This window comes from Photorhabdus luminescens subsp. luminescens, assembly GCF_001083805.1.
GTDB lineage: Bacteria > Pseudomonadota > Gammaproteobacteria > Enterobacterales > Enterobacteriaceae > Photorhabdus > Photorhabdus luminescens.
In genome coordinates, this window is the sequence record NZ_JXSK01000003.1 from 116,272 (window position 1) to 136,847 (window position 20,576).

At 39.7% G+C, this 20,576-nt stretch carries 17 protein-coding genes and 1 pseudogene; 14 read left to right on the plus strand and 4 right to left on the minus strand.

The annotated features are described in order from the left end of the window. The first annotated feature begins 5 nt into the window (after positions 1-5). From TI10_RS08715 to TI10_RS08730, 6 genes are all read left to right on the plus strand, one after another. Positions 6-2,417 carry a DUF5906 domain-containing protein gene (locus TI10_RS08715; RefSeq protein WP_049582923.1) on the plus strand — a complete coding sequence of 804 codons (2,412 nt, stop codon included), beginning with the start codon at positions 6-8 and terminating at the stop codon, positions 2,415-2,417. Between the two features lie 934 nt (positions 2,418-3,351). Then, a complete protein-coding gene (locus TI10_RS24940) occupies positions 3,352-3,549 on the plus strand; it encodes a hypothetical protein (RefSeq protein WP_139180572.1) in 198 nt (65 codons plus the stop codon). Positions 3,550-3,872: 323 nt separating this feature from the next. Further along, positions 3,873-4,754, plus strand: coding sequence for an integrase domain-containing protein (locus TI10_RS08720; protein WP_049582924.1), 882 nt, complete (start codon positions 3,873-3,875; stop codon positions 4,752-4,754). Beyond that, positions 4,754-4,942, plus strand: coding sequence for a helix-turn-helix transcriptional regulator (locus TI10_RS08725; RefSeq protein ID WP_049582925.1), 189 nt, complete (start codon positions 4,754-4,756; stop codon positions 4,940-4,942). Before TI10_RS08720 ends, TI10_RS08725 begins: the two co-directional genes overlap by 1 nt. Positions 4,943-4,996: 54 nt before the next feature. Continuing rightward, the gene (locus TI10_RS24945) at positions 4,997-5,194 is read left to right on the plus strand and encodes a hypothetical protein (RefSeq protein ID WP_139180571.1); all 198 of its coding nucleotides are present in this window, start codon (positions 4,997-4,999) and stop codon (positions 5,192-5,194) included. Positions 5,195-5,235: 41 nt separating this feature from the next. Beyond that, complete coding sequence (locus TI10_RS08730; RefSeq protein ID WP_049582926.1) at positions 5,236-5,499, plus strand: helix-turn-helix domain-containing protein; 264 nt, start codon at positions 5,236-5,238, stop codon at positions 5,497-5,499. Between the two features lie 242 nt (positions 5,500-5,741). Here TI10_RS08730 and TI10_RS08735 read toward each other — a convergent pair whose 3' ends face one another. Further along, a complete protein-coding gene (locus TI10_RS08735) occupies positions 5,742-6,674 on the minus strand; it encodes a DUF4435 domain-containing protein (RefSeq protein ID WP_049582927.1) in 933 nt (310 codons plus the stop codon). Beyond that, positions 6,674-8,059, minus strand: coding sequence for an AAA family ATPase (locus TI10_RS08740; protein ID WP_049582928.1), 1,386 nt, complete (start codon positions 8,057-8,059; stop codon positions 6,674-6,676). Before TI10_RS08740 ends, TI10_RS08735 begins: the two co-directional genes overlap by 1 nt. Positions 8,060-8,515: 456 nt before the next feature. On the opposite strand from TI10_RS08740, the pseudogene TI10_RS08745 reads away from it, so the two are divergent. From TI10_RS08745 to TI10_RS08760, 3 genes and pseudogenes are all read left to right on the plus strand, one after another. Further along, positions 8,516-9,153 (plus strand): annotated as a pseudogene (locus TI10_RS08745) (primase-like DNA-binding domain-containing protein); the annotation flags it as partial. A gap of 969 nt (positions 9,154-10,122) precedes the next feature. Continuing rightward, a complete protein-coding gene (locus TI10_RS08755) occupies positions 10,123-10,935 on the plus strand; it encodes a hypothetical protein (protein ID WP_049582930.1) in 813 nt (270 codons plus the stop codon). 94 nt (positions 10,936-11,029) lie between these two features. Then, the gene (locus TI10_RS08760) at positions 11,030-11,914 is read left to right on the plus strand and encodes an IS982 family transposase (RefSeq protein ID WP_049582931.1); all 885 of its coding nucleotides are present in this window, start codon (positions 11,030-11,032) and stop codon (positions 11,912-11,914) included. Positions 11,915-11,936: 22 nt separating this feature from the next. Here TI10_RS08760 and TI10_RS08765 read toward each other — a convergent pair whose 3' ends face one another. Next, positions 11,937-12,506 (minus strand): GTPase, encoded by a 570-nt coding sequence (locus tag TI10_RS08765; RefSeq protein ID WP_049582932.1) that lies wholly within the window; start codon positions 12,504-12,506, stop codon positions 11,937-11,939. Positions 12,507-12,797: 291 nt separating this feature from the next. Further along, a complete protein-coding gene (locus TI10_RS08770) occupies positions 12,798-13,670 on the minus strand; it encodes a phosphorothioated DNA-binding restriction endonuclease (protein WP_049582933.1) in 873 nt (290 codons plus the stop codon). A gap of 750 nt (positions 13,671-14,420) precedes the next feature. On the opposite strand from TI10_RS08770, the gene TI10_RS08775 reads away from it, so the two are divergent. The 5 genes from TI10_RS08775 (at position 14,421) to TI10_RS08795 (ending at position 20,570) form a co-directional block, all read left to right on the plus strand. Further along, the gene (locus tag TI10_RS08775; protein WP_049582934.1) at positions 14,421-15,530 is read left to right on the plus strand and encodes an S-(hydroxymethyl)glutathione dehydrogenase/class III alcohol dehydrogenase; all 1,110 of its coding nucleotides are present in this window, start codon (positions 14,421-14,423) and stop codon (positions 15,528-15,530) included. 120 nt (positions 15,531-15,650) lie between these two features. Continuing rightward, positions 15,651-16,499, plus strand: a complete 849-nt coding sequence (gene fghA / locus TI10_RS08780; RefSeq protein WP_049582935.1) for an S-formylglutathione hydrolase — start codon at positions 15,651-15,653, stop codon at positions 16,497-16,499. A gap of 854 nt (positions 16,500-17,353) precedes the next feature. Beyond that, on the plus strand, positions 17,354-17,683 hold the full coding sequence (locus tag TI10_RS08785; RefSeq protein WP_049582936.1) for a hypothetical protein: 330 nt from the start codon (positions 17,354-17,356) through the stop codon (positions 17,681-17,683). 475 nt (positions 17,684-18,158) lie between these two features. Then, on the plus strand, positions 18,159-19,592 hold the full coding sequence (locus TI10_RS08790) for a carotenoid oxygenase family protein (RefSeq protein ID WP_049582937.1): 1,434 nt from the start codon (positions 18,159-18,161) through the stop codon (positions 19,590-19,592). Between the two features lie 75 nt (positions 19,593-19,667). Beyond that, positions 19,668-20,570 (plus strand): polyprenyl synthetase family protein, encoded by a 903-nt coding sequence (locus tag TI10_RS08795; RefSeq protein ID WP_049582938.1) that lies wholly within the window; start codon positions 19,668-19,670, stop codon positions 20,568-20,570. Positions 20,571-20,576 lie beyond the last annotated feature (6 nt).

Below are 20,576 nucleotides of genomic sequence, written 5' to 3' on the forward strand. Positions count from 1 at the left end.
AAATCATGAGCCACACATCTTTATATGGATCTAACGTTCGTCAAAAACCGCTCGATCTTATCCAGGCTGTGAAAAAATCTGCAATGTATTATTGGGAAAGTCTGCTGCCTACTTGTGGCATTGATATTCCGGCAAAGGGTAAACATGGTGCTTGCCCTATATGCGGAGGTACTGATCGTTTCCACTTTATCGATGATCACCATAATGGCAACTGGCATTGTCGCCAGTGTGACGAGCTAAAGTACGGCGATGGTTTAGATTTAGTGGCAAGAACCAAAGGGATCTCTATTACTGAGGCGGCAAAAATCGTTGCGGATGCACTGGCATTGCCTTTGCCAGAACCTAAGCCAGCCAGTGAAACCACTTATACAACACCGTCGATTACCGAAAAAGTGGCGGCACTGATGGCGAAATCAGTCAGCGGACATTCTCAATATCTGACCAAAAAAGGGCTGGAATGCCCCAATCAGCGATTGTTTGAAGATGGCTCCTTATTACTGGTCTTGCAGACATTAGATGGAACGGTAGCAGGGGCGCAGCTCATCAAGCCGGATGACGAGAAAAAATTACTGTTTGGTAGTAAAAAGAGAGGCTCCTTTATCTCCCTATCAGTATTGGAAGAACAACCTGACACGGTACTCATTACAGAAGGTTACGCCACGGCACTTACTGTCAGTCAGTTATATAAAGGTGTGGTACTGGCCGCACTAGATGAGGGCAATTTATTTTCTGTTGCAAAAACCGTTCGGGAACGTTGGCCGGACGTGAAAATCATTATGGCAGCGGATAATGACTGGCACCTCCCCGGCGAGTTGGATAAGAACGGTAAGCCGAAAGTGAATGGCGGCAAGATCTCAGCAGAAAAAGCCGCCCTTGCGGTTAAAGGATGGGTCACATTACCACCGGATACCATTAAAGCCGATTGGGACGATTACCGACAACAAAACGGTGTAGAAATGGCAAAACAAGCGTTTTATCAGGAACTTTATCAGCCGGAAGCAGTGAAAGAAAAACCAGTAAATAAATCGAATAATGATAAACCTGTTAAACCGACATTATGCCAGATGGGAGCCAGCCAACGCGGGGAAGTATTACTGGAACGTTATAATGGTGATTTGGCATTGGATGGTGCTTCGGAAACAGTTCATCGCTATGACGGTATTATCTGGCGCCCGATCAGTGACCGCGACTTAATGCGGGAAATGGTGTCTGCTTTCATTGAAGCAAAAGAGCCATATTCTCCCAATGGGATTCGCTCTGCTGTAGATGCTCTGAAATTACAACTTCCCATGATGTTACCGCCAGAACGTCATTTAATCGGATTCAGTAATGGAGTGTTTGACCTGAAAACGTGCCAGTTCCGGCCTCATAACAAAAATGACTGGTTGCTGCTTGCCAGTGATGTGGAGTTCAAAACCCCTGTTTCGGGAGAAAACATGAAAGACCATGCTCCACATTTTTGGCGCTGGCTCAATCGGGCAACGGCTAATTGTGAGAACAAATCTGATCGGGTACTGGCAGCGCTGTTTATGGTATTGGCGAACCGTTACGACTGGCAGCTTTTTCTAGAAGTGACCGGAGTCGGAGGCAGTGGCAAAAGCATCTTTGCTGAAATCTGCTCCATGCTGGCAGGTAAAGGCAATACTGTTTCTGCAAGTATGGCCGCACTGGAAAACCCACGGGAACGAGCGTTGATTGTGGGGTATTCGCTGATTATCCTGCCAGACCAGACTCGCTATGTGGGTGATGGCTCTGGCATTAAGGCGATTACGGGCGGTGACGAAGTTGCCATTGATCCGAAACATAAACAGCCCTATTCAACCCGTATTCCTGCTGTGGTACTGGCGGTGAATAATAATGCCATGAGTTTCAGTGATCGCAGTGGTGGTATGTCACGGCGTCGGGTAATTTTTAACTTTTCCGAAGTCATACCGGAGCATGAGCGCGATCCATTTCTACGAGGCAAAATAACCGCTGAATTGTCTGTGATTATCCAGCACTTACTTCATCGATTTGCTGATCCGAAAGAAGCGAGACGTTTACTGGCAGAGCAACAAAAATCCGAAGAGGCATTAGATATCAAACGTGGAACAGATCCACTGGTCGATTTTTGCGGTTATCTGATTGCTTCCAATGAAGCTGATGGCATGTTAATCGGTAATGCGGAAATTATGCCGTTTAATCCCTGTAAGTATCTCTATCACGCCTACCTTGCTTATATGAAAGGCAATAATTTGAATAAACCCGTTTCTGTTACCCGATTTGGTATGGATATGCCGGGCGCATTGGCAGAGTACGGTCTGCCTTATCTACGTAAGAAAAGCAAACAGGGTATTCGCAGCAATATGAACCTGAATATTGAAACTGCCAATGAATGGATGCCAAAACTGACAAGGAATAGCCAGCCAGAAGAGTAATTTTTTCTATATCTACCACCTATCTAAATAAAACTTAAAAAAGTATTCATAACTGTTCACCCTTTGATTAAAGATAGATATATCAAGATCTCTCAGGGTGAATAATTATTTTTTAAGTATTCATAAGTCTTCACTCTGTTCACCTTTTTCTGATCCTTGGTGAAGGCTTGTATGAAGAGTGATGATGAGTTTGATTTTAAGTTGTCACCATTTAATTGATTGAATTTAAATAAAAATAATTCATGATGAATAGGGTGAACAGTTTTATCCATAATTCTTTAATAATGTGGGGTTAGGTAAAAATGGCTTTTCTGGCTGGCATAGTGTTTTTCAAAATCTCTGGTTTGTCTGGTTAATGTATTAGCCAGACAAACCAGAGAAGACAAGCGTAGCGCGTCAGCCAGAAAACGCCCATGTCATTGTCATCAATAAGCTGATTTCGTCAGCATATCTAATCAACAGTCTAACTAACTGATTAAATTATCTGTTCCCTATTGCTACGTGTTAAATCCTGCGCTAACCTTGCCGTACTTAATCGCTGTCATCGACAGCCGCCAATGTTTCCGAGGGATCTGTGAGGAAACGCTTTCGAGTGATCCGCTATTGCTGCCATTGACAGCACTCAATGCTTCTAAAAGGTCTGTGAAGAAGCGCTTTCGAGCGACCATACCTAAAATTCTCCCTGATCTGAAAAGAGAAGGCCGTCAGATACCATGAGGCTGATAACCCCACTTATCCTTTGAGAGCGGGGATCGCGAAATGAAAGCGATGAAGGTGCACTTATACATTTGACTCACTCACGGGGGTTGTTTATCCCGGAGGAAAAGAGTTCTTCTTATACCCAGGAGTCAGACCGGACAGCTTTACTTGCCTTTCGCTCCAATGAGATTAAGCCACATGTTTAACCTCATTTCACCTAAAGCACCCGGTTTGCTTGGCTCACACCTTAACTAACCGCTGCCTGAGTTATCAGGCGGTCAGCGAGATTATTTCTCAATATCAGCATATTGCGACAGTTTTACACTGCTACGGTCAGTACTTTGCTATGCCATCAGGCATCAGCAAACGCCTGCCCTACTTCTATTTATTAGCCCCAATGTTTAGGCGTCACTTTTTACCGGTTTACCGCTGAAAGTGACGCCGCAGCAAAAGAACAACATGACTATTACAGGCTCATGCCTGTTTAACAGCGCAGTGAATCTGACACTGCTATTTGAGATCAAAAAAGCATCAAAAGGAGAACTTGACGATATCGAGGCTGGTTTTTTGCCAGTGGGGATGACCTGTTAATACAGGCGGCAGTACAGCGTACTCAACCGATACCCCTCAATACCTCAACCCGTGTTCACTCTGGCGCACAGATATCCGTCAAGGACAAAGCAGGCATTTCCTGTTTTGTCAGCACTGTCGCGCGCCAGAGATTGCATGTTGTCAGGTATAAGTAGGGAGAAGCCGATGAGCCGATTGATTAAGGAATTAAAATTTTTCGCCCGGCAGGGTGGAGGCAGCCATAAAACCTGCCATGACCGTATTCAGATTGCGGAACGTTTGGGCGCGTTGTTATTGAGACTGAATATTCAGGTTAAAAGTCTCTGCCATCTAAAAGCCAAGCATGTAGAGCATTACGTTGATGCCCGTTTATCTCAGGGCGTTGCTAAACGAACGGTGCAGAATGAAATGTCCGCGCTGCGTAATATCTTCCGCATGGCAGGCAGGGAAAAACTGGAAACCTCTCCGCGTTTGAGTAATCAGGCATTAGGATTAGGTGGTGCCAGCCGAGCCGGAACGAAGCAAGCGATCCCTGATGCCATGTTTCAGGTTGTTTATCAGAAGGCACTTGAACGTGATGCAGGATTTGCAGTCACATTAAAACTTGCTCGCTTGATGGGGTTACGTTCTCAGGAAGCTGTGCAATGTAGTGCTTCATTGAAAAGCTGGCAGAAGCAGTTAGAGCAGCCGGAGCCAAAACTTCATATTGTTTTCGGTACAAAAGGTAGCCGACCAAGGCAAACTCGTGTGTTGAATGTTGCTGCGGTGAAAGAGGCTGTAGAACATGCAATTGCCATTGCAGAGCAACGTAACGGCAGGTTGATTGATAAACCGGATCTCAGACAGGCCATGAGCTACTGGAGGACACATACCACAAGGATTGGTTTAAAAGGTTGTCATTCTCCCCATAGTTTACGGTATGCGTGGGCGCAAGGTGCACTGAGTTTTTACCAACAAAATGGCTTTAGTCGTCAGGAAGCACGGGCACTGGTTTCAATGGATTTGGGACATGGTGATGGCCGCGGGCGTTATGTTGAGCGGATTTATAGCCAAGGGAAGGGTGAATAATGACAAAAGTTAAAACACTTTCTCTGGCACAAGTAATGCAAAAAACTCGTTTATCAAAACAGTGGTTTTATCAGTTAATGCAACAAGGAAATTTTCCTCAGCCAGTCAGGACGAAAATTGGAGTTGATATATGGCAAGAAAAAGTCATTGCCGACTGGCTTGCTATTGATGAAGGCAATACGGAGTAGGCGATTATTTAACGGTTCTGATTGATATAGTTATTGAACTTAATAGTTCGGTTATTGAGTCAGATAATACAATCGGTTAAAGTAACTGAACCATTGGCAAAATCCAATGGTCAAGGCGTCGCGGTCTTGCGTTCACGGGCACTGGTAAATAATCTTTTTGCCAGTGTGCCTGCTATCGTCCCTCAATGGCGGTTCAGGCAGGGAAGGCTTTGCCTTGCCGGAAGTGAACGCCGGTCCGCGAACCCTGTTTGAATCGCCACCACCAATATTGATTAATGGAAGGGATAGCAGGAATGACTAGCGTTAGAAATGACTGGCATCAAGCCGATATTATCGCTGCATTACGTAAGCGTGGTACAACCTTAGCGGCTGTTTCTCGTGAAGCGGGACTCAGTTCATCTACGCTGGCAAATACATTAAGTCGTCCATGGCCGAAAGGTGAGTGGATTATTGCAGACTATCTCGGAATACACCCTTCGGAAATTTGGCCTAGTCGGTATTTTGATATGGATGGTCAGCTTATTGAACGGACAATTCGCAAAGTTTCTACTGAATAGTTTTATTCCAGTGAAATAAGCCATGAGATAAAATGGTATTCTTAGTTGTTAATTTTAGACTCATGGCTAGATATTTTTATATTTTCTCTTTTATTTTATGTGCAAAAATTATTCTTTCTTATATTTTATTATTAGGAGCACTTCTTCAGTATAGGATGTTTTTAGTAAAAAAACATAAGAATTGGTTATATGTGAAAATTCTAGCCCGGAAAAATGTTTTCCGGGTGTGGTTTTCAGTTGTTTTATGCTACAGAATTAATAAGATTTGAAGGGTAGGTCGCATTCTCTAATTTAACCATTCTTATCCAAGCTTCACTTAGAGCATTTGAAATAGCTGATTCTTTTATATTTACAAATTCTTTAGCACTTTTTTGGGATAAAGGTTCATCTTTATCCTTTCCTACAAAATATAAACAAGCAGCAAATATCCTTTGAAGCATTAATATTGCTGTGTGACCACGACAAATACGAGAGCATATTAATTGATCCGTATGTTCGATAATTGACGTGTATTTATTAAAACAATAGATGAATTTTTCAGCTATTTTGGTTGTTTCTTTCAATTTCCATTTATCAATATCTAAGGTCAATTTTTTTTCACATATATAAAAATCGTCCCATTTAATAGTTCCTATAGGATAGGTGGACTGTTCAATATCTCTGGCAGATAGAGCAATTACCGTTATCAGCTTAATAGCTGATGGGAGAACTTCCTTAAAAAATTCAGTTGCACTAACCTTAAATTCTGAACCAGACAAATAGCTAAATGCATCCACTATAAGATTACTATCAATGAAATAATTTTCGAGAGAATGACCTATTGTCCAATTTAAGTTTCCCTCATTCTCATGATCGTTCATTAGATCTTCTATCTCATTTCCAATATTGAATTTCAAATACTCTCTATCACAAAGGAAATATAGGTTTTTGTATTGTTCTGATAATTTACAGACATCATATATTTGATTAATTTTAGCCCTATTATTTTTCGCAGTGATGCCGCATTCTCCTCTTATATTTTCTGCTGTATCAACTTCAATTTTTGCATCTCCTAATTTTGCAAAAATAAGGTTTTTTATATGTGATCTATCATCTTTTCCTTCCACCAAAACTCTCTTTTTTGCACTCATTTTTACACTTGCTATGTATTGCTTAATATCGTACTTGATACCCATTAGAATTCATCCTCTTCATTTGATAGAAAATCAGAGTCATTTTGTGAGGAATCATTAAAAATAGGTGAAACTTCTTTCATATAGTTATCAAAATCCGCCGCTATAGCTGGAGAGTGAGTGCAGACAATAATCTGCCTATTTCCCAATTGTTTCATCATTTTTTTTAATAGATCTTCTTGCCAATCTATATGTAATGAAATCTCAGGTTCGTCAATTAAAACAGAAGAATTTCTACTCATTCTAGTTACCGCATAAAGCATTGTGAGCAATTGCCTTTCTCCAGATGACATAACCATAATGCTGCTCCAAGTTCCATCAGGAAATTTGAGTCCAACTTTAGGTATTCTTTTATTCTTATCTAAAGAATATGAAAGTTCTTTTTTATCCAAAAAAGTATTCACAACCTCAAAATATGTGTCAATTTCTTTGAACGCTTCCTGCTGAAAAGATTGCCGCTCTTTTAATGCATCACGGTATACGGCGAGTGCTCCTGATGCTGAAATTTTAAGATCTCCATGCTTAGCACTTTTATTAACCAGTTCCTGAAGCTCTCGATATGTATTTGAGTTTTCCTCTAAATCTCCCAGCTTGCTACTAGTTGATTCTGCTGTAAGTTGAGATATTTCATGTAATAACTGATCTGCATTTACATCTATACTTTTTCCTTCTAACAGGGCTGAAAATACTTTTACAAATGAATCTGAAAATACTGAACTCTCATAACTTGCTATTTTAATTTGTTGATTTCTAATTTCATCACGGAGATTATGTTCGATATCAATTGGAGATGGATAGTTAATCTCAGGAAGAAATTGACCAAAGAGTTGCCTTGAAAAATCTGTTGCCCTATTAACCCTATTAAAATACATCTTTCTTACTTCACGAGGAAGATTTCTGGTATTTTCACGTCGAGATGACCAAGCTTCAAGCATAGTTCTAAACGCAGGAAAATAGGATGTTCCAATATGACGAATATTATTTACCTTAACAAACCCCATTAATCTTTTTATTAGATCTGGATCATATTCGTCGCTATATCTATCATCCTCTAATTGACTTATTGTTTTAAAAGCCTCTCTCTTTCCAAAAGAGAATTCAGCATCAGAATCAGTTTTAATGATAACAAATTTTTCATTGTTTTCTTCTCTTTGAGTTAAACAAACGTAGGCGTCATTTGAATATGTAACTTTAATACTAATAAACTCTAAAAAAGCAAATCTAATAAAGTCACAATTAGCTACATTCGCTATAATATGAATTAGGGTTGATTTTCCCGTGCCATTTTTTCCATACAAAATATTTAAAGATTCATTAAAATCAATTTCTAAATCGTAACGTTTGTGAATTCCTTCTAATTCAACTTTTTTTATATAGATTTCTTTCATAATTGATCCTTACCTTATTCTCTTTTGATAACGATAATTAACTACTCGTCGAAGCTATTTTTGAAGTTATAATACTTTGAAAAGTAATAGATTGCTATATCAGATGCACTCTGGTAAAGAGCATAGATCAACCATATCAAAAGTGTGATATTGGGCTTTTAGCTAATTCCAGAATATGATTATAGTGAATTATGGGTAAATCAAAGAAATTCATCTGGGGGCATTACAGGGGGCATGCAAGATAATTGAACTAAATAAAATCATTTAAAAACAATATAATAAGAATTATTATCGAATCCTGTAGGGCTACCGAAGTCCATTAAACCCAGTAAATACAAGACACTACTACAGTTCATATTCTTTCTACGTCCACTATAGTTTGTTGAAATCCATCCTATTTTGGGGGTACGTTCAGGTTCAATGAAGTGAGATACCCCAGATGAAACTAACAACCCAACAGGTGGGGATGAAGTTGCCATTGACCCGAAGCATAAACAGCCTTATTCAACCCGCATTCCTGCTGTGGTGCTGGCAGTGAACAATAACGCCATGAGCTTCAGTGATCGCAGTGGCGGAGTGTCGCGGCGTCGGGTGATTTTCAACTTCTCCGAAGTCGTGCCGGAAAACGAACGTGATCCGCTTCTGCGGGATAAAATCTCGGCGGAATTGCCTGTGATTATCCGGCAACTGCTTCATTGGTTTACTGATCCTCAAAAAGCACGGCAACTGTTGGCGGAGCAACAAAAATCCGAAGAAGCACTGGATATTAAACGCGGTACAGATCTGCTAGTTGATTTTTGCGGCTATCTGATTGGCTTCCCATGAAGCCGATGGCCTGTTAATCGGCAATGCGGAAATCACCCCGTAAATACCTCTATCACGCCTACCTTGCTTATATGAAAGGCAACAACCTGAGCAAACCGGTTTCCGTGACCCAATTCGGTATGGATATGCCCGGAGTACTGACGGAGTACAACCAGCATTACCTGCGCAAGAAAAGCAAACAGGGCATTCGCAGCAATCTGGATCTGAATATCGACATCGCCATCGAATGGCTGCCAAAACTGACAGAGAATAGCCTGCCAGAAGAATAATTTTTTCACACGAATAGCGATTTTCTAAAAAATAGTAAAAAGTGTTCACTCTATAATTTAAATAAGATATATCAATGTATTGTAGGGTGAATGGTTATTTTTAAACTGTTCACAAGTCTTCACCTCTGTTCACCTTTTTCTGATTTAAAGATGAAGGGTTGAGTGAAGAGTAGTGATGAGTTTAATTTCAAGTCATCATCCTTCAATGGTACGAATTTAAATGAAAATATTTAAAGGTGAATAGGGTGAACAGTTTTATCCCTAATTCTTTAATAGGGAGGGGTTAAATAAAAATGATTTTTCTGGCGGGTGATTTTTAAATATATTGACTTAAACAAAATGTAACATGGGTAACTATATCCATTTGATTGATATGCAATATTAATCACAAATTTCTCTCTTTACTGTCACTAATACTAGAATATATAAATATTTTTGGTATATCCTGTCCCGCAATGTATCACAAGTGTGCAATTACCATAGATAATATAAAGAATTTTCTAATTAGGCTGGTTTTTGTACTGAAAAAAACGATAGGGAGGAATTAATGTGGATTAAGTCATTACTCAATATACTGATAATAATAATTTTATTTATTTTTAGTAATATAGGATTTATTTCTATTGATTTAACTATAAAAGAAGTAATAACTCTGTGGACAAACAAGGAGTACACTCCATCTGAATTGTCTTTTTTTATTCAAATCACCGATTATGCAATGCTGGCTAACAATTTTCTATTTGTTTTGTGTGCCACAATATTCTTTTTCCGAAATAAGTTCAAATACAGTTTGAGAATGATTTTTTCTGTCTTATTAATTACCCTAATAAATAATATATCTACGCTTATTTACGTCTTAAATTTTTCGAGTTTTTTTAAGTTAATTAAAAATCATGATATACATTTGATACTAGTTTCATTTCCTGTTTCAATGGTTATTATTTATATTCTTGCAAGGATAAAAAACAAATGAACAATAGAGACATAATCAGACAATCAAGAATTTTGGATAAACTTGATACACATACATTAAATATGTATGACACTACCTGTCGATGGCTTCCTAAGGGTATTTTTTTATGGGTAGAAACAAAAGGTACAGGGCATACATTTATTTCTGTTCATACAGAACAAGGAATAAATGTGTTTACCTATGGTCGTTATGCTGATACCGGACCATTAGGAATAACTGGCGATGGTGTTTTAATTTGGTTGCAGGATAATGAAGCAATTGAATATATGTCAACCGAACTTTATAGAATGGAAGCTCAAGTTTATAACATCAGAGATGCCAATATTTTCGCAATAATGGGATATTTTAAAAGTTTATGGCATACAGGTAAAAAAATAGGTGGTACTTCCGTATCTGAGTCGACCAAAAAATTTGGGAAAGTCATTGATGTTTATGATGTAACTGGAACTAACTGTACAACGCATTCTGTCAAGGCGCTTAATTATGCAGGTAGCTCGGTCTTTCAAAAGAAGAATATATTTTCTGTAAACTATACCGAAGATTTTACTATTCCATATTCATTAAGAATATACATGAATGATATTGATACGCTTAAGAAAAGCATGATTATTACTGATGTTACCTGGAGTTTTAGGCAACAAATGAGGAATACGAAGGAATTAGTTCCTTTAAATGGAACAGGAAAAGTGCAAGGAGTACTTGGTGTTGGCGCTAAATTTTCGGGTACGCTAGGTACTCAAAGTAGTGGTTATGGTGGTGCAACTTTTGGAGGTTCGTCTGGTTGGAATTACACTCCGAAAGAAGAATAATTAACCTGAACTCTGGATAAAAAAATGGAACTCAGTGCCTGTTCCAAGATCAAAATTTTCGACCAAGAAAAAAACGATCTTATTAGGAACAGGCATGGATAAACTAGTTGAACTCTTCTGCGATGTCGATGATTTTTGCCGTGTATTCATTCCACTCTGGGAACAACAGGGTATCGAGGAAGGACATCGTCAACGCAGACGTCATGGCCGCATGAGCGCCAGCGAGATTATGACCATTGTGATTGCTTTTCATATGTCACATTATCGCGATTTCAAAAATTTCTACTTTGGATTAGTCCGACGATACCCTCAACAAGACTTTCCCACCCTGCTCAGCTATACCCGGTTCTTAGGCGTCGTTTCCTCAGTTTTAGGACCGCTTTGTAGCTATTTGACGCAGGTGAAAGGGAAACCCACAGGACTCGCTTTTGTCGATTCCACAAGTATTCGTGTTTGTCATAACATTCGTATCCCTCGCCATAAGGTGTTTGACGGCATAGCGAAACGAGGAAAAGGGTCAATGGGAGGGTTTTTCGGTTTTAAGCTGCATCTGATAGTCAATCATCAAGGAGAAATTGTGTCAGCTAAACTCACTCCGGGTAATGTCGATGATCGGGAGCCTGTCCGTGAGTTAGCCGCAGGATTAACAGGAACGCTTTACGGCGACAAGGGATATATCAGTCAGGCTCTGTTTGATGATTTAAACGCGACAGGGGTGACATTGATAACGGATACGCGCAGTAACATGAAGGCCAAAGCGCTCTCAGTGTGGGATAAGGTAATGTTATCAAAACGTTTCATCATAGAAACCATCCATGCTCAGTTAAAGAATATTTCTCAGATAGAGCACTCACGACACCGTAGTCTACAGGGATTCATGTTGAATGTGTTAGGAGGGCTAATCGCTTATTGTTTCAAAGAGAACAAACCATCACTGAATATCTCCCGCTCAGAAATGGACATATTAGTGACGGCTTAACCAGAACTCAGGTTAATTATTTTTATACAATATTAGTGCTGTTTCCCTTACCTGATCGATTTAAATAATCAGAAAGCTCCCATTCTTTATATTGCTGATTAATTTCTTTCACTGACATGAGTTTTATCTTGGGAATTGACAAGCTTTCGTAGATTTCAGTATGACGTTTTTTGTTTTTGGGTATGGCGAAAATAATGTGATGTATCATCTCCCATTTTATGCGTTCTTTAGCTCCAGAAAGACCACCATGTCGATGACTTTGGAGTAAAGTCCTATTCATATATCGAGATAAACTTAGCAAAGTAGGGATATCTAATAAAATTAATCCAGTAGCTCTGGAAAGACGCTGCGGAAGCACTTTTTTATAGTTTCCATCTATAACCCATTTATCTTCATTTATTACTTTATCATGTAACGTAATAAATTCATCATAAGGGCGAGGTTGCCAATCTGAATCAGCCAAATGAAAAAGTTGGTCCAAATGCGTAGCTTTCAGATTGAGTTTTTTCGAAATTGCATTAGCCAATGTGGATTTCCCGCTATTTGATGGTCCTATGATACATATTCTGCAACCAAGATCTGAGAGTTTCATTGTGGCTCCGTTATAAATATACCCTCTTGTCAGCTACATGAGAATGACCAGAGCTAGTAATTCGAGAGGGTGGAAATTTTATCAACTATTTCTGTCGAAAGGAAATCTCGGAGACCTCAACTTTGGAGCAGATTTCTTGTCTGTAGGCACGTAAAATCATTACGACATCACCAAACCGATGAATGAAGCGAGTATAAATTAGGTATTCAAGCACATTGGCAACCAATACAGAGCTACGAGTCACATCAAAATGTCTAGATAGTTGATATCTGCAACACAAATCAACTTTATTTATGTCTTAAACACCTGCGTCTGGTGCCATTCAATAAATCTATCTGCCGGGTAATACTGACGATTACGCGGCAGATAAAGGCTTTCGCCATCTCTGGCCCAAAACAGTTGCTCAACAACCGGACTACGATTGACCCCATCAGAGATTTTGATCCTCAGGTGCTCATCTATACCAATTGCCCCTCTGTCAAAAGCGGAATGATGAAGTGTGCAAAGTGCCAGACCATTTTCCACCAGGCAGGGACCGCCAAACTGTTTCCATTTGATGTGGGCAGCTTCCAGACCGACCAGTGAGCCATCCAGACGTAAATCATAGCCACAAACGGCACATCGGTAGTGATAAGCGCGTAAAACCACATCACGAAAACGTGGATCACGGCTATTTAATTTCTTATTAATATCAAAACCTAGTCGTTCAGCCAGACTTACCTGAACGCTTTCCGGGAAATGTTCATTAAGGATCTGTTGTGCCAGTTTATCAATAAGCGCAGGCCGACGGCGCAGTAAATGGAAACTGGCTGAATCAAAACCTCCGGCAACCTGATACTCAATCAGCTCTCGTTTTGGCGGTTCCTTACTTCCCAAGCGCGGAGTGCAGTGTTCTGCATTTTTCAGCTCCCAGAAACCATCTCTTCGTAAACGCCAGAAAGGCATTGAAGGATAGTGTTCTTTGCGACTGGGACCGAAATCGGTGAGTAATTGTAATAGTGGTTGGTGGATTTCATCACCGTAATTAAACAGTTGCCCATGCCCTTTTTTGTACTCAGACAACACATACAACAGCAGTAGTGGCTTATGTGGTGCGCGTTGATCGCCTTTACGCCAGACGGTGAGTTTTGATATCGCTGCTTGTAATGTTATGAGTGAGGTCATGACTATTAGCTAAACTGGTGAATGAACTGCGATCATGCTCGCAAAGGTGGATGAGTTCAATGCTTAGTTGATGCTGAATATTGAACAGTCAATTCAGACAGGAAAAGAAAATACAAAATAGGTAAATATACCAGTATCTCAAAATTCAACTAACTCACCAGCATCCAGATATTTTAATAATTCTGGGCTGTTAGAATATCTCGATAAAAATGGTTTCCCACCGATTGATTAAAATACAGAATTGTAATCCTTATTTTCTTCGTAAACATAAATTAAGCTAAAAACCTTCATAATTAATTCTTAATTTATCCCCTTGTCTAATTAATTATTTAAAGGAATACGAGCCTATTTATTCGCAACGTAATTACATTGCAATTACTTAAGTAATGATCTCAACCTGTTCAATGTTTCGTAATACATATTACCCTCCATTTATGAGTGCTTTTTTTACAAATTAATTATATTTCACACTTTATTTCCTCAATTACGACACACCCGACAAAATTGGAGATCTAACCCTTAGAAAGAATTGGCGCACCTCTATAACCATGACTAATTCATAGTCTTCCAATTATCTCTAGTAAGCTATTTTAAAAACACGTATTAATGTTAAAATTTTTGTGCCATTTCTACAGATGCGAAATCATATTCTTAATAAACTATTACAAAGATATCTTCGCTGACAACCCGATTGACTTTATTAATCTGTATTCGCAAACGCGTAGCACTGTCTATTCAAAAGGAGAACTTATGAAATCAAGAGCTGCTGTTGCATTCGGACCGGGCCGTCCCCTTGAAATCGTTGAAATCGATGTAGCCCCACCCCAAGCTGGTGAAGTGCTGATCAAAATCAGTCATACCGGCGTGTGTCATACGGATGCCTTCACCCTGTCAGGGGATGATCCGGAGGGCGTTTTTCCTGTCATACTCGGGCATGAAGGCGCCGGCGTAGTCGTTGAGGTTGGCGAAGGCGTCACCAGCATCAAACCCGGTGACCACGTTATCCCTCTTTATACCGCAGAATGCGGAGAGTGCCTGTTCTGCCAATCAGGAAAAACCAACCTGTGTGTAGCTGTGCGGGCAACTCAAGGGAAAGGCGTAATGCCGGACGGCACAACCCGTTTTTCCTACAAAGGGCAGCCTATTTATCATTATATGGGATGCTCCACATTCAGCGAATACACAGTGGTAGCCGAAGTATCACTGGCAAAAATCAACCCGGAAGCAAACCATGAAGAAGTGTGCCTACTGGGCTGCGGTGTCACTACTGGCATCGGCGCAGTGCACAATACCGCTAAAGTACAATCTGGTGACTCTGTCGCCGTCTTTGGACTCGGCGGCATTGGCCTTGCCGTGATCCAAGGCGCTCGTCAGGCAAAAGCTGGCAGGATCATTGCCATCGATACAAATCCGGCAAAATTTGAGCTGGCAAGACAGTTCGGCGCCACCGACTGTCTGAACCCAAATGATTACGACAAACCTATTCAGCAAATCATTATTGAGATGACGGAATGGGGCGTGGATCATACTTTCGAGTGTATTGGCAATGTCAATGTGATGCGTGCCGCGCTCGAAAGCGCACACCGTGGCTGGGGGCAATCAGTGATTATTGGTGTGGCTGGTGCTGGACAAGAAATATCAACCCGACCATTCCAACTGGTCACCGGTCGTTCGTGGCGAGGCACTGCCTTCGGTGGTGTCAAAGGCCGTAGTCAGTTGCCTAAAATGGTGGAAGAGGCAATGAAAGGTGAAATTGAGTTAAAACCTTTTGTTACTCACACCTTACCGCTCGAACGCATTAATGAAGCATTCGATCTGATGCATGAGGGAAAATCTATTCGCACAGTCATCCATTACTAAGCTGTTCTGAAGGAGTTAAAAGCCATGCTGTGATAGGCAGTTTTTAACAAAACAAGAAACGATAGCTCCAGGTTCACCATGAAATGAGTGAGCCTGTATGTTTTACAGAGAGGAAAAAGAATGGAGAGGATTGAACGCCACACTTGTTTTGGGGGATGGCAGGATGTTTATCAGCATGAATCGGCCGTGCTTGGCTGCACCATGAATTTTGCAGTCTACCTCCCTCCTCAGGCTGAACATCAGAAATTACCCGTGCTGTATTGGCTCTCAGGCCTAACCTGTAATGAGCAGAATTTCATCACTAAAGCGGGAGCTCAACGCTACGCTGCCGAACAGGGTATTATTCTTGTCACCCCAGATACCAGCCCTCGTGGTGAGAAAGTTGCAGATGATGACGCTTATGATTTAGGTCAGGGCGCCGGTTTTTACCTCAACGCAACACAGGAACCTTGGGCGCCGCACTATCGCATGTATGATTATGTGGTGTCAGAGCTACCGGCGCTGATCGAAACACACTTCCCGGTAACAACAACACGAGCCATTAGTGGTCATTCTATGGGCGGTCATGGCGCACTGATGATCGCACTACGCAATCCAGATCGTTACCACAGCGTATCGGCCTTTTCACCGATTGTTGCTCCCTCTCAGGTTCCTTGGGGAGAAAAAGCTTTTCGCACTTATTTGGGCGAAGATCGTGACACATGGAAAACCTATGACACAATCGAGCTGCTAACCAATAGCGCCAAATCATTGCATATGCTAATTGATATCGGTACCGACGACCCATTTCTTAAAGAACAATTACGTCCTGAGCTGTTGAAGGATGTATGCGAAAACAGCGGGCATCCCTACACGCTGAACCTGCGCACTGGTTATGATCATAGCTACTATTTCGTCGCCAGTTTTATCGGCGAGCATATCGCATATCATGCCAATGTATTGAAGGGAACTTGTTCTGATAATCAATAAATTACATACGAATCCATCAATATTTTTACGATAAAGGGTGACCAAATCAATACAAGTTCAGATAAAAAGCCCGACATTAAAAGACATTAAGGAAATTTTTTCACCACATGTATCTTGGGTCAATCCTGTAAAGTAGGCCGCTGGCTTGAAGTGAATTCTCCAGCGGCATCCTGCCAAATCCTGCAACAACTTTATGCCGAATCACTTGAATAACTTATTAAAAGGCAAAAGATATAGGAAACAAACTTTTTATCGGTGACAAAATAAAAAATAAGATTCGTCATAAATAAATTGAATAATCTCCCATGTAAGATATTAGAGTGCAAAACACTCAATACACTATTTTTAAATAAAAAAATTATCTTATAGTATAGATAAAATCATTTTCACTTATTATACGAATATACAAAATTTAATAAATCATTTTCCCAATATAATAAATCTTGGTCATAAACCTATTAGATAATCGACTACGAAAAAATCAGGATGGAAAAACATCTAATGAATTATTAAAAAAACACGAAATTATTTACTCACAGTGTAATTATGTTGCAATTATTACTAATTAAAATAATAAAGTCATTATTGTATAGAAATAATCATCTCATTAGATTATATTGCAAAGAAAAAACAGGAACCATATTACATATCTGATGAAATAAAATCGCTTATTTTGGCACTTATCAAAATAATTTTTGTTTTTTCTAAAATACATATAATAATTATTTGTTATAGTAGTTTTAATGTGTTATTTATCTCACTTGTTAAGATTTATTTTTTATTTAACACATCTTATACGACTTATGTAGTTGAATAGCTAAATGTTATTAATTTTTTCTCAAAAGGAGACTATGATGACATTGCAAGAAATTGGCAAGATGAGTCTTAAAAATTCAGGTGGATTTGTTGCTAGAATCCAATTCAGTTATATGGATGGCGATGGTGAAAAGCATTTAAGTAAACAAGGTAATAATATTACTCTTGGATTAACAGATACTGTTGACCCAGGCGATCTTGGCGTTCCTGATGGCTCAATAGTTTTTATGCATGTATTTGTAGTATGGGGAAATGATAATGAAGCCCGTAAAGCTTTTTTATACAAAAAAGGAAGCCAAATACTTGCTAGCTACGATATCAGTGGTACGACATTAAGCAATGATCTTGGTTTAATCGATATTTCGTAATACATATATACCCTATGGATTTCAGGATACATCGCGAAGTCAAGGGAGTGCCCCCCGGGAGCATAGCTAACTATGTGACCGGGGTGAGCGAGCGCAGCCAACAAAGAGGCAATTTGAAAGATAACGGGTATAAACTTTCCATTTTTAAACTGCCTCCCTATGTACGGATTGGCGTCCAACATTTGGGGGACAGTTCATGCTTGCACTCTCTCATGTTCCTAACCTAAGAACACGTTTATCAGGCATTGTTCCTAATATTTCAGTCACTCTTCTACATGTACGCCATCACACCAAAAGTGTGTTAGTTAGTAACGGAATTCTTTTTTGTGATTTCAGTTATAAAAATCCATTTGAAAAAAAATAGTACTGTTCATCTCCAGCACAGTACTGTTACTTTAGTGTCGCTGTATCTTCTTATAGTGCTCCGGTATTAAATCATTACCTATTATTCGGTTGAAAATATAGAGGTGAAGGCTTGAGCGATTTTGTATTCTCGAAAAACCATCTGAATCCTTTTCAATCTCAGTTGGAGGAACTTGATGCAAAATTAGTTCCTATTGAGGGAGAGGTTCCTTCAAAGTTAAAAGGTACCTTCTTTAGAATTGGTCCCGGTCGCCTGCACAGGGGAGACGAATATTATAATCATCCATTTGATGGGGATGGGATGATATTTAAAGTAACGTTCAGTGATAATGGGGTATTCTATAGAAACAGACATGTATTAACAAAAGAATACTTAAGAGAGGAAAAAGCGCAAAGGTTACTGTATCGCTCAGTTGGAACCGTCCCCAGAAAAATAAAATTCAGGATGAGATTTTTCATTATTAAAAATCCAGCAAATACAAATATTGTGTATCATTCTCATAAACTTCTGGCGTTATGGGAAGGAGGGATGCCACATTTAATTAATCCGGTAACTCTTGAGACAATTTCAAAATTTGATTTTTCTGGAAAGCTAAGAACACGATTTTCTTTCCTCCCCAAACTTAACCTTTGTGAAGCACCATTTACAGCACATCCTAAAAAAATACCAGATGATGATAATTTATATGGATTTGGTGTGACATATGGTATTGGTTCTAAATTGACGCTATACAAAATAGACAGTGCCGGCGACCTGACGGTTATACACAATATTCGGTTTAAGAAAAGGTACTTAATTCACGATTTCATAGTGACAAAAAATTACTTTTTATTTTTTTTAGGTGGACCGCATATAAAGCTTACGTTAAGGAATATAATTGGCAATGAAAGCATCCTTGCATCCATGAATTCACGTGAAAGTGAAGATGGCAGGATTCTTTTAGTTTCAAGAAAATGCCATGATGCGAAATTCTATGATGCAGTTCCTGGATTTATTTTTCACTTCGTAAATGGCTATGAAAATGCCAATGGGAATGTGATTTTTGATGCCTCATTTTGGAGGTCATTCCCAGTATTTACACACAATATATTTGAAAATAATAGTTCAGAGCTTTGTCGTTTTACTTTATACACTGCATCCGGGAATGTCGATAAAGAAATTTTATTCAGGGGAAATACTGATTTTCCAGCCATAAACCCTATAGTTTGTGGTAGAAAGCACAGATATGCCTGGTTCGTTTGCTGGGGGGATTCTGAAAGTGAAGAGAGATCAATAATTAAATTTGATTTTTTTAACAAGAGTGTATTAAGCCACAGTTTTGATAATGATTTGCCTGAAGAGCCTGTTTTTGTCGCCAAAGAGGATTCTGTTAAAGAAGATGATGGTTGGCTTATTTTCAAGGTTTATGTCGAAAAATTACACTGTACAGATATCGTGGTTTTAAATGCTGATGATCTCTCAATGGCGTGCAGATTACGTTTGCCGCACCATATCCCAATGGGAATGCATCACTGCTGGATAAATGAAGTTATGCTAGAAACCTAAAACCAATAGCAATATAAACTAGTCATTGTTTTTCAAATGATTAGTGAAATTATTTACGTGATTCGGGAAATATTTATGAACGTTAATACTGCATGCGTTATGAATTACGAAGAGACATTACTGGAGCTACAGAGTGCGCTACAACAGCACCTAGAACTGGTACTTCCTTCAGGAGTCCCGGATGACAAAGTCTGCGCAGCCATGCGAGAAAGTACACTGGTGTCTGGAAAACGTATCCGCCCCCTCTTATTGCTGCTCATAATCCTGGATCTTGGAGAAAACCCCAAGAAGACTGACTTTCTACAACTGGCATCTGCAATTGAAATAGTGCATGCAGCCTCATTAATTTTAGACGATCTTCCCTGTATGGATAATGCTGAGCATCGGCGCGGACACCCAGCTATTCATCGACAGTATGGCGAAAGTGTAGCGATCCTAGCGGCTGTAGCCTTGCTGAGCCGGGCTTTTGGCCTCATTGTAGAAACAAACCTTCCTGAATACGATAAATCTGCTGTTGTCGCCATACTTTCCCATGCAATTGGTTTAAACGGTCTTGTCCAGGGGCAGTTTCGCGATCTGAATAATACATTCTGTACTGGCAATTATCATACCATTGCGACCACCAACGATTTAAAAACCGGTTTGCTTTTCGACGCAACATTTCAATTAGCGGCAATTGCGGTGAATGCACCTGATATAACTCGTCAGGCATTGCGCCATATATCACAACATTTGGGGCAAGCGTTTCAATTACTGGATGACTTGAACGATGACCAGAATAATACAGGGAAAGATATGTATCAGGATAAGGAAAAGTTAACAATGGTTACACTGCTCGGAAAATCTAAAGTGCATGAGCATTTACGCAGGCACATCAGATACATTGATAAATATTTGGCGGTAGTGGGTCGCAGAAATTTAGCCTCACAATATTTTATACGATACTGGTTTGATAAAAATATTGCGATGTTTAATTAATTTCAG

Coding starts and splice junctions, on each gene's coding strand:
- TI10_RS08740 (WP_049582928.1), bottom strand. CDS start 8,059: ATGAAAGAAATCTATATAAAAAAAGTTGAATTAGAAGGAATTCACAAA.
- TI10_RS08725 (WP_049582925.1), top strand. CDS start 4,754: ATGACAAAAGTTAAAACACTTTCTCTGGCACAAGTAATGCAAAAAACT.
- TI10_RS08765 (WP_049582932.1), bottom strand. CDS start 12,506: ATGAAACTCTCAGATCTTGGTTGCAGAATATGTATCATAGGACCATCA.
- fghA (WP_049582935.1), top strand. CDS start 15,651: ATGGAGAGGATTGAACGCCACACTTGTTTTGGGGGATGGCAGGATGTT.
- TI10_RS08715 (WP_049582923.1), top strand. CDS start 6: ATGAGCCACACATCTTTATATGGATCTAACGTTCGTCAAAAACCGCTC.
- TI10_RS08760 (WP_049582931.1), top strand. CDS start 11,030: ATGGATAAACTAGTTGAACTCTTCTGCGATGTCGATGATTTTTGCCGT.
- TI10_RS08770 (WP_049582933.1), bottom strand. CDS start 13,670: ATGACCTCACTCATAACATTACAAGCAGCGATATCAAAACTCACCGTC.
- TI10_RS08755 (WP_049582930.1), top strand. CDS start 10,123: ATGAACAATAGAGACATAATCAGACAATCAAGAATTTTGGATAAACTT.
- TI10_RS08735 (WP_049582927.1), bottom strand. CDS start 6,674: ATGGGTATCAAGTACGATATTAAGCAATACATAGCAAGTGTAAAAATG.
- TI10_RS08775 (WP_049582934.1), top strand. CDS start 14,421: ATGAAATCAAGAGCTGCTGTTGCATTCGGACCGGGCCGTCCCCTTGAA.
- TI10_RS08720 (WP_049582924.1), top strand. CDS start 3,873: ATGAGCCGATTGATTAAGGAATTAAAATTTTTCGCCCGGCAGGGTGGA.
- TI10_RS08730 (WP_049582926.1), top strand. CDS start 5,236: ATGACTAGCGTTAGAAATGACTGGCATCAAGCCGATATTATCGCTGCA.
- TI10_RS08785 (WP_049582936.1), top strand. CDS start 17,354: ATGACATTGCAAGAAATTGGCAAGATGAGTCTTAAAAATTCAGGTGGA.
- TI10_RS08795 (WP_049582938.1), top strand. CDS start 19,668: ATGAACGTTAATACTGCATGCGTTATGAATTACGAAGAGACATTACTG.